The sequence below is a fragment of the Xanthomonas sp. SHU 166 genome (assembly GCF_000364685.1).
Taxonomy (GTDB): domain Bacteria; phylum Pseudomonadota; class Gammaproteobacteria; order Xanthomonadales; family Xanthomonadaceae; genus Xanthomonas_A; species Xanthomonas_A sontii.
Genome location: NZ_AQOJ01000444.1, coordinates 1 through 8,193, shown reverse-complemented (window position 1 = coordinate 8,193; position 8,193 = coordinate 1). Strand labels below are relative to the sequence as shown.

Here is an 8,193-nt window from a genome sequence, read left to right as displayed (position 1 = left end):
CGCGCCGTCCACCGACTGGCTGGCCGCCGCGACCATCTGCATGCCGATCGCGCCGGCCGCGTCCATGGTCACCTTGACCTGATCGGCGGAGAGCAGGCGGATGGCGCCGCCGTCGGCGCTGATGCTGCCGCGGTTGGCGACATGGTTGCCGACGAGATTGACCGAGCCGCCGTTGCCGGCGCGGATGCTGCCCTGGTTGACCACGCTGGCGGCGCCATGGTCGCCCCGCGCGAGCAGGTAGCCGTTGTCGTCGTCGCCGGCCAGGCCCAGCGAACTGGCGACCAGGCCGCCGACGTTCACCTGCGCGTGGTTGCCGAACAGGATGCCGGCGGAGTTGATCAGGAACACATTGCCGTTGGCGCGCAGGCTGCCGTCGATGACGCTGGCGCCGCGGCTGGCGTCGATCAGGTTGAGCGCCACCGCCGAGCTGGACGGCTGCACGAACACCACGCTGGCGTCCTTGCCGACGTTGAAGCTGTTCCAGTTCAGCACCGCCTTGGCCGCGTTCTGGTCGATCTGCAGCGTGCCGCCGTTCTGCGACACGGTGGCGCCGGTGGCGCTGGACAGCGACGGCACGCCGCTGGCGTGAGCCGGCGCGGCCAGCGCACAGGCCAGGGCGAAGGGCAGCAGCGGCGCGGCCAGGCGCGCCGCGCCGGTGCCGGTGGCGCCGGCGTGGCCGGTGGCGACTTCGGAGGCGACCTGGAGCACGCCGAGGTGGCGGTTGAAGACGAGGCGGTAGATGCGGTTCATGGAGATCCCCAGGTCAGAAGGTCAGGCCGAAGCGGGCCCAGTAGCGCACATCCTTGCCGTCGCCCGGCTTGGTGGTGCCGGTGGGCTTGGCCGCGGCCAGATCGAACGAGAGTCCGTGCCAGTCGGGCAGCCGGAAGCTGAGGCCGACGCCGGCACCCTCGAAGGTGGTGACGCTGTCGTAGACCGCGCGGTTGGCGCCGTTCGGGTAGACCCGGCCGTAGTCGTAGAACACGCTGGCGGTCAGCAGCTGACCCCAGGCGCGGCCGCCGAACGGCGAGGCGGCGCCGGCGAAGCCTGGTGCGTCCACCTGGTACTCCAGGCCGGAGTCGAAGCCGCGGTCGCCGAGCGCGGCGCCGAGCGGGAAGGCGCGCACGCTGGTCGGTCCGCCCAGCGAGAACTGCTCCAGCGGGGTCAGGGTGTCGTCGCTGTACTGGCCGTTGACCCGCAACTGCAGCCGCTGCGTGGCGGTCAGCCCCTGCAGCCGGGTGTAGCTCAGGCGCGCGACCGTGAAGTGGCGGTCGTGGCGGGCGTACAGGTAATCGGTCTGCGGCGAATCGTCGTCGAGCGCGCCGCGCACGCTGAGCTGCAGCAGGTCGATGGCGTGGAGCCGGCGGTCGTCGTGGCGCACGCTGGTGCCGAGTTCGGCCACGTCGAATTTCTGCTTGGACAGCAGCACGCCCAGGCCCTGCAGGCGCGAGCTTTCCTTGACCAGGTGCAGCCAGCTCTGCACGCGCCAGGCATCGGAATTGACGAACTTCCAGTCCAGGCCCAGCGCGCTCTGCTGGGTCGGGCCCTGGATGTCGAGCGCGGCGAACGCGCCGTTGTCGAGGTTGACCACGCTGCGCGTGTAGGACGCGCTGGCGCTGAGGCCGTCGACGCCGGCGATCGGCACCTGGTAGGCGAGGCTGCCCTGCCAGGTATTGGCCGGATCCAGCGCATAGGCATAGCTGGCCGACAGGTGGTCGCCCAGACCGAGCGGGTTGTTCCAGTCCACACCCACCTGGGCGCGGTAGCGGCCGATGCTCGGGGTGCCGTAGTTGCTGGCGCCGACGCTGACCTGCAGCGGGCGCTCCTCGCTGGCCTGGATCACCACGTCGGTCTCGCCGGGGTTGGCGCCGGGCTTGAGCACGGAGGTGGCGGACACGCCCGGCAGGTCGCGGGTGTACAGCAGCGCCGATTGCAGATCCTGCTGGCGCAGGATCTGGCCCTGCAGGGCCAGGGCAGGGCTGGCGATCAGGCGGTCGTCGTAGCGGCGCGCGCCCTCGACGGTGATCTTGCCGACCCGGCCCTCGACCACGCGGATCTCGACCACCTGGTCCGGCCCCAGGGTCTGCACCGGCAGATAGGCGCGGGCGACCAGGAAGCCTGCGTCGCGATAGGCCTGGGTCAGCGTGTCGGCGATCTGCTGCAGTTGCGCGAAGCTGAGCTGGGCCGGCAGCGTGCCGCCGCCGAGTGCGCGCAGGCGCGCGTCGGCCAGCGCCTGCAGGCGCGCCGGATCGATCTGCTCGCGCGGATGGTCGCCGACCCCGGTGACGCGGATCGCCTGTACCGCGATCGGCGCCGCGGCGTCGGTGGTGCTGGTGCCGGTGGCCGGGGCGGCCTCCTGGGCCAGTGCCGTCGCGCAGGTCAGCGTCAAGGCCAGGCCGGCGGCCCACGGAAGCACGAACAGGGCATTCGCCAGCGTACTCGGACGCGGACGGCAAGAAATCGTCATGATGTTAAGGTGGCGTTAGGGTTGAGGCTCGCGCAATGTAGCCTTCCCACCGCCGATCAATCTGAGCGAATCTGAGCGCGCGATCACTCTTTGCGCGGTCCCCTGACACGGTGTCGGGATAATCCCCACAGCATGCTGTGCCAGCGCCGGGCGCTGGGCGGCCGCCATCTTAGTGAATCAGGGCGTGCCTGCGCCTGGGTGGAACGCAGGCCCTGTGGTGATTCGCGGGTACTCGCCGGGTCTCTGAGAGTGTCCGGGTCGACCGCTCAGGCTGCAGTGGCGCACTGCGCGTCGCGCAGTGCCTGCCGGTACGCCTTGGCGGTGGCGTCGTTGTAGGCCACCAGGATGATCCGCTTGGGCACCGCATGCGCGCGCTGCCAGGCGTCGGTCTCGGCCACCGCGATACGCGCGGCCTGGTGCAGCGGGTAGCCGTAGACGCCGCAGCTGATCGCCGGGAACGCCACCGAGTGCAGGCCCATCTGCTCGGCCAGGCGCAGGGCGCGCCAGTAGCAGTTTGCGAGCAAGGCCGGTTCGTTGTGGGCGCCGTCGCGCCACACCGGACCGACGGTATGCAGCACGTGCCGCGCCTTGAGCTGGTGGCCCGCGGTCGCACGCACCTCGCCGACCGGGCAGCGCACGCCCGGCTTGAGTTCCGGCAGGCGCCGGCATTCTTCCAGCAGTTCCGGGCCGGCGGCACGGTGGATGGCGCCGTCCACGCCGCCACCACCGAGCAGGGACTCGTTGGCGGCGTTGACGATCGCGTCCACGTCGAGCTGGGTGATGTCGCCTTGCCAGATTTCGATCTTCATGCGCCGATCTTTAGGGGAGCCGAATGATGGATGCGTGAGGGTGTCGCCACCCGCCGCCGCGCGCTGCCACGGCCGCTTAACCGGCCAGCGGCAAGACTGACGCGCCCCCATCTCAGCACCTGCGACATGAACCCGAACCCGCCGCCGCCACAGGTCGCCGATGCCCTCGCGCAGGGCCAGATCATCAAGGCGATCAAGCTGCTGCGCGCGCACAGCGGCATGGACCTGCGCAGTGCGAAGGAGCAGGTCGATGCCTGGCTGCTGGCCGGCGCAGCGCGCACGGTGACGGAGATGCTCGACCGCCACGCCTCCGCTGCCGCAGCAGGCGCGACACCGGCAACGTCGGCCCCGGCGCAAACGCCGACCGAGGAACGGCGCCTGCCTCCGGCGGCGGAACTGGCGCTGCGTCGCGGCGAGCGGCGCACGGCCGCCAAGTTGGTGTTCGAGCACTATCCGGACATGTCGCTGCGCGAGGCACTGGAGATGGTGCAGCGGCATCTGCGCTCGGCGCCGACGCTGGGGGCTGCCTCGACCGTGGCCGCCGGCGACCGCGGCGGGGCCTGGCGTTGGGTGCTGCTGGTGCTGTTGCTGGCTGCGGCGGCGGCCTGGTGGCTGGCGCGCTGAGGCATGCCGATGCGGCCAGTGGCTACAGCCAGCGCGCGACCTGCGCGCAGTAGCGCGCATAGGCACTGCCGAAGCGTTCGCGCAGGCGCGCTTCCTCGTAGGGGATGACCACCCGCTGCAAGGCCAGCAGCGGCAAGGGCAGCAACAGCGCCGACCACGGCCAGCCGATCTGCACGCTCAGGCCGAGGTAACTCAGGGTCAGGCTGACGTACATCGGGTTGCGGGTCAGCCGGTAGGGTCCGTGGCAGACCAGGTGCGAGGGCGCGCGCTCGGGCAGTAGGGTGGTGCGGTCGCGCGCGAACAGCACGAAGCACCAGCACGCCAGCAGTAGGCCGGCGAGCGCGACGGCGCCGCCGCCCAGTTGCAGCCAGGCCAGTGCAGCGCCCTGCGGCAACGGCAACGGCAGCGCGTGCTGCAGGCTGGCGCCGAGCAGCAGCGCCAGCAGGAAATGCGCCGGCGAGGTCGTGCGCACCAGCAACGGCACGCGCACCTGCGCACGTGCGGGCGGTGGATCGGTGCGGTCGGTTCGGTCGTGCATGCAGTCCTTCCCTGGTTCGGTTGCGGCCGCGCAAGTTTACGCGGCTGCCCACGGCGTCCGCGCGCGCGCGTCACGAATGGGCACGGGCGCGACCCGGCAGTGCCTCGTCGTGCGTGGCAGTGCGCGCAAACCCGATTACCCTAGCGCCCGTGCGGCACGTCGCCGGCGCTTGCGTTCGACGTGTCGCGTCGTTCCGCGTCAAATCGCGCCCGACGCGTCGGTCGTTCCCCCTTCCGCCACCACTGTCCCGCCTCATGCCAATCGCTTCCGCCAGCAGCACCGCCGCCCCGCGCCGCCGGGTCATCCTCGAAGACGACATCGACGGCTTCACTCCTGCGCAGCTGTTGCTGCTGCAATCGCCCGAGGTGGAGGTGCTGGGCATCTCGGTGGTCAGCGGCAACATCTGGCGCGACGAAGCGCTGGCGCATACCCGGCGCCTGCTCGAGATCGCCGGGCGCGGCGAAGTGCCGGTGCTGCCCGGCCCGGTGTTCCCGCTGCTCAACAGCGAGGTGGCCACCGAGCGCTGGGAAGCGCTGTACGGCAAGTTGCTGTGGAAGGGCGCCTGGACCCGGCAATGGGTCGAGCACGACACCGTGCAGAGCGCGCCGCGCTACCACGCCCACGACGTGGTCCCGGACCTGCCGCTGGGCAATCCCACGGTGGTGCAGGCGGCCAGCGAGCCGGCCGCCTTGTTCATGATCCGCAAGGTGCGCGAGTTCCCCGGCGAGGTCAGCATCGTCGCCACCGGGCCGCTGACCAATCTGGCCCTGGCGCAGCGGCTCGATCCCGACTTCGCCACGCTGGCCAAGGAACTGGTCTACATGGGCGGCAGCCTCAATCCGCGGCAGCGCCGCGACAGCGTCTCGGCGGCGCAGTTCGCGCGCGAGTTCGTCAATTCACCGCGGCGCGAATTCAACATCCGCTGGGATCCGGAGGCGGCCAGCATCGTGATGCGCGCGCCGTGGCGGCGCATGGTGATGGTGCCGGTGGATCCGTCCACCGCCACCGAACTGACCCCGCAGCTGCTGGCGCGGATGGGCGCCGCCGACACGCCGATCGGCCATGCGCTGCGCCGGCGCGAACCGGGCTTCCCGATGTGGGACGAACTGGCCACCGCGGTGTGGCTGCGCCCGGAACTGGCCACCGTCAGCGAGACGCTGTACGTGGACACCAACACCGAGTTCGGCGCCGGCTACGGCGACATCCTGTCGTGGGCGCCGGGCTACCAGCCGGGCCTGGGCGAACAGGCGCAGCAAGTGGTGCGCGAGGTCGACGTGGCCGCCATCGAGCAGTTGCTGGTGGAGCGCCTGACCGCGCCGCAGCCGCCGGCGCTGGGCGCGCCGCTGCCGGTCTGAGGCATGGCGAACGCGGATGTGCAGTCCGCTGCACGCCACGGCGTCTTGGTGCGCAGCGGGCTCGTCGTCCTGCCGCTCGCGTGCGGGGCAGGCGGGACGCCGGCCTGGGGTGCACTGACATGAGCGCATCCGTGCCCGACGACCGCCTCGCGCAGGCGAAGGCCTTGGTCATGGCAGCGTTCCGGGAGCCGCAGCGTGCCGATGCGCTGCTGGCCGAGGCCGAGGCACTTGTGCGTGCCGCGGCCAGAGCGGCACCCGCCGATCCACGCCCGCTCACCTGTCTGGGCGCGGTGCTGTGCGATCGCGGGCACTACCGGCGGGCAGCCGCGGCACTGCGCCGCGCCGTGCGCCTGCAGTCCGACGATCGCAGCACCTACTTCAATCTGGGCGTGGCCTTGCTCAACGTGGACCAGCAGGCCGAAGCCATGGCCGCGTTCCAACACGCGGCCAGCCTGCGCGCCGCGCCGATATCGTGGACGGCGTACTTCGATCCGCACGCACAGTAGCGATGCTGCGCCGGTGCGGCAGCGCCAGGGCGCATGCCTGCCGCTGCGCGCTTACGGCAGGCCGGCCAGCCAGTCGTCGTCGCTGCCTTCGTTGATGTCGGCGAACAGCGGCGTGGAGAAGTAGCGTTCGCCGGTATCCGGCAGCATCGCCAGGATCACCGCGCCGGGCGCCGCGGTCTCGGCCACGCGCAGCGCGGTGGCCACCGTGCCGCCGCCGGAGATACCGGTGAAGATGCCTTCCTCGGCGGCGAGGCGGCGCGACACCGTGATGGCGTCGGTGTCTTCCACGCTCAACACTTCGTCGTAGACCTCGCGGTTGAGGACCTCCGGCACGAAATCCGGCGTCCAGCCCTGGATCTTGTGCGGCTTCCATTCCTGGCCCTGCAGCAGGGCCGCGCCGGCCGGTTCGGTGGCGGTGATGTGCACTTCCGGACGCGCGAGCCGCAGCACTTCGCCGACGCCGGTGAGGGTGCCGCCAGTGCCCCAGCCGCTGACGAAATGGTCGAGCCGGCGGCCGGCGAAGTCGCGCAGGATTTCCGCAGCGGTGGTGCTGCGGTGGTAGGCCGGATTGGCCGGGTTGGCGAACTGCCGGGCCAGGAACCAGCCGTGCTGCCTGGCCAGTTCCTCGGCCTTGCGCACCATGCCGCTGCCGCGCTCGGCGGCGGGGGTCAGGATCACCTTGGCGCCGTAGGCGCGCATCAGCTTGCGGCGCTCGATCGAGAAGGTCTCCACCATCGTCGCCACGAACTTGTAGCCGCGCGCGGCGGCGACCATCGCCAGCGCCACGCCGGTATTGCCGGAGGTCGCTTCGACGATGGTGTCGCCGGGCTTGAGCAGGCCGCGCGCCTCGGCGTCGAGCACGATCGCCAAGGCGAGGCGGTCCTTGACCGAGCCGCCGGGATTGAAGGCTTCGACCTTGACGTACAGGTCCACGTGCGCCGGCGCCAGCCGCTGCAGCTTGACGATCGGGGTGTGGCCGATGGTGTCGAGGATGTTGTCGTAGATGGCCATGGGCAAGGTCTCCGGGAATGGGGGGCGGGTCAGGCGGCGTGGGCCAGGGTAGGCGCCGCCTGCTTCGGGGAAGGTGAGGGCAGCGCGTGCAGCGGTGCGGCGCCGAACCAGTGCAGGGTGTCGGCCAGCGCGGCCACTTCGCCGAGGATCAGCAGCGCCGGTGCGCGCACGGCATGCGCGCGGGCGGTGTCGGGCAGGTCGGCGAGGGTGCCGCGCACCACCCGCTGCTCGGCACGCGAGCCGTTTTCCACCAGCGCAAACGGCGTGCCGGCGGCGCGGCCGGCGGCGAGCAGGCGCGTGCGCACCGTGTCCAGGCCGGCCACGCCCATGTACACCGCCAGGGTCTGCCGTTCCTGTGCCAGTGCGGTCCAGTCCAGGGTGTCCAGCGAGGCCTTGCAGTGCGCGGTGACCAGGCGCAGCGATTGCGCGTGGTCGCGATGGGTGAGCGGGATGCCGGCGTAGGCGGCGCAGGCCAGCGCGGCGGTGATGCCGGGCACCACCGCGTAGTCCACGCCGTGTGCGCGCAGGTATTCCAGTTCCTCGCCGCCGCGGCCGAACACGAACGGGTCGCCGCCCTTCAGCCGCACCACCCGGCGTCCGCGCCGCGCGTGTTCCAGCAGCAAGGCATGGATCTGCTCCTGCGCCACGCTATGGCCGTCGGCCGACTTGCCGACGGCGATGCGCTCGGTGCCGGCCGGCACGAGCTGCAGGATCGCGGCGCTGACCAGGCGGTCGTGCAGGACCACGTCGGCCTGGCGCAGGGCGTGCAGCGCGTGGCCGGTGAGCAGGCCGGGATCGCCGGGCCCGGCGCCGACCAGGGTCACGCTGCCTGGGCGCAGCGGCAGCGCCTGCTGTGCGGCGGTCTCGGCGGCAGCGGCATTGGCCA

The 8,193-nt window shown here is 71.6% G+C and carries 9 protein-coding genes; 3 read left to right on the top strand and 6 right to left on the bottom strand.

Features of this window, described 5'->3' with window-relative positions; translation table 11 throughout:
- From D180_RS12045 to D180_RS12035, 3 genes are all read right to left on the bottom strand, one after another.
- The coding region (locus D180_RS12045; RefSeq protein ID WP_043090885.1) for a filamentous hemagglutinin N-terminal domain-containing protein at positions 1-750 on the bottom strand (750 nt) is incomplete at its 3' end.
- Between the two features lie 13 nt (positions 751-763).
- On the bottom strand, positions 764-2,464 hold the full coding sequence (locus D180_RS12040; protein ID WP_017912992.1) for a ShlB/FhaC/HecB family hemolysin secretion/activation protein: 1,701 nt from the start codon (positions 2,462-2,464) through the stop codon (positions 764-766).
- A gap of 266 nt (positions 2,465-2,730) precedes the next feature.
- Positions 2,731-3,273, bottom strand: coding sequence for an O-acetyl-ADP-ribose deacetylase (locus D180_RS12035; protein ID WP_017912991.1), 543 nt, complete (start codon positions 3,271-3,273; stop codon positions 2,731-2,733).
- 126 nt (positions 3,274-3,399) lie between these two features.
- Here D180_RS12035 and D180_RS12030 point away from each other — a divergent pair, with 126 nt between their 5' ends.
- Positions 3,400-3,897, top strand: a complete 498-nt coding sequence (locus D180_RS12030; RefSeq protein ID WP_017912990.1) for a hypothetical protein — start codon at positions 3,400-3,402, stop codon at positions 3,895-3,897.
- A 22-nt stretch (positions 3,898-3,919) separates the two neighbouring features.
- Here D180_RS12030 and D180_RS12025 read toward each other — a convergent pair whose 3' ends face one another.
- The gene (locus D180_RS12025) at positions 3,920-4,435 is read right to left on the bottom strand and encodes an isoprenylcysteine carboxylmethyltransferase family protein (RefSeq protein WP_017912989.1); all 516 of its coding nucleotides are present in this window, start codon (positions 4,433-4,435) and stop codon (positions 3,920-3,922) included.
- Between the two features lie 254 nt (positions 4,436-4,689).
- Here D180_RS12025 and D180_RS12020 point away from each other — a divergent pair, with 254 nt between their 5' ends.
- Positions 4,690-5,790, top strand: coding sequence for a nucleoside hydrolase (locus D180_RS12020; RefSeq protein ID WP_017912988.1), 1,101 nt, complete (start codon positions 4,690-4,692; stop codon positions 5,788-5,790).
- 119 nt (positions 5,791-5,909) lie between these two features.
- Positions 5,910-6,296: a hypothetical protein gene (locus tag D180_RS12015; protein ID WP_017912987.1), complete on the top strand. Its 387-nt coding sequence runs from the start codon at positions 5,910-5,912 to the stop codon at positions 6,294-6,296.
- A 51-nt stretch (positions 6,297-6,347) separates the two neighbouring features.
- Here D180_RS12015 and cysK read toward each other — a convergent pair whose 3' ends face one another.
- Together cysK and cobA are read right to left on the bottom strand one after the other, a co-directional pair.
- Positions 6,348-7,307, bottom strand: a complete 960-nt coding sequence (gene cysK, locus D180_RS12010) for a cysteine synthase A (RefSeq protein WP_017908608.1) — start codon at positions 7,305-7,307, stop codon at positions 6,348-6,350.
- A gap of 29 nt (positions 7,308-7,336) precedes the next feature.
- Positions 7,337-8,193, bottom strand: an 857-nt coding sequence (cobA, locus tag D180_RS12005; protein ID WP_017912986.1) for a uroporphyrinogen-III C-methyltransferase, incomplete at its 5' end; no start/stop codon positions are given.

What these genes read in the sequence shown, in the direction of transcription:
- D180_RS12040 (WP_017912992.1), bottom strand. Translation starts at nt 2,464, where the DNA reads ATGACGATTTCTTGCCGTCCGCGTCCGAGTACGCTGGCGAATGCCCTG.
- D180_RS12035 (WP_017912991.1), bottom strand. Translation starts at nt 3,273, where the DNA reads ATGAAGATCGAAATCTGGCAAGGCGACATCACCCAGCTCGACGTGGAC.
- D180_RS12030 (WP_017912990.1), top strand. Translation starts at nt 3,400, where the DNA reads ATGAACCCGAACCCGCCGCCGCCACAGGTCGCCGATGCCCTCGCGCAG.
- D180_RS12025 (WP_017912989.1), bottom strand. Translation starts at nt 4,435, where the DNA reads ATGCACGACCGAACCGACCGCACCGATCCACCGCCCGCACGTGCGCAG.
- D180_RS12020 (WP_017912988.1), top strand. Translation starts at nt 4,690, where the DNA reads ATGCCAATCGCTTCCGCCAGCAGCACCGCCGCCCCGCGCCGCCGGGTC.
- D180_RS12015 (WP_017912987.1), top strand. Translation starts at nt 5,910, where the DNA reads ATGAGCGCATCCGTGCCCGACGACCGCCTCGCGCAGGCGAAGGCCTTG.
- cysK (WP_017908608.1), bottom strand. Translation starts at nt 7,307, where the DNA reads ATGGCCATCTACGACAACATCCTCGACACCATCGGCCACACCCCGATC.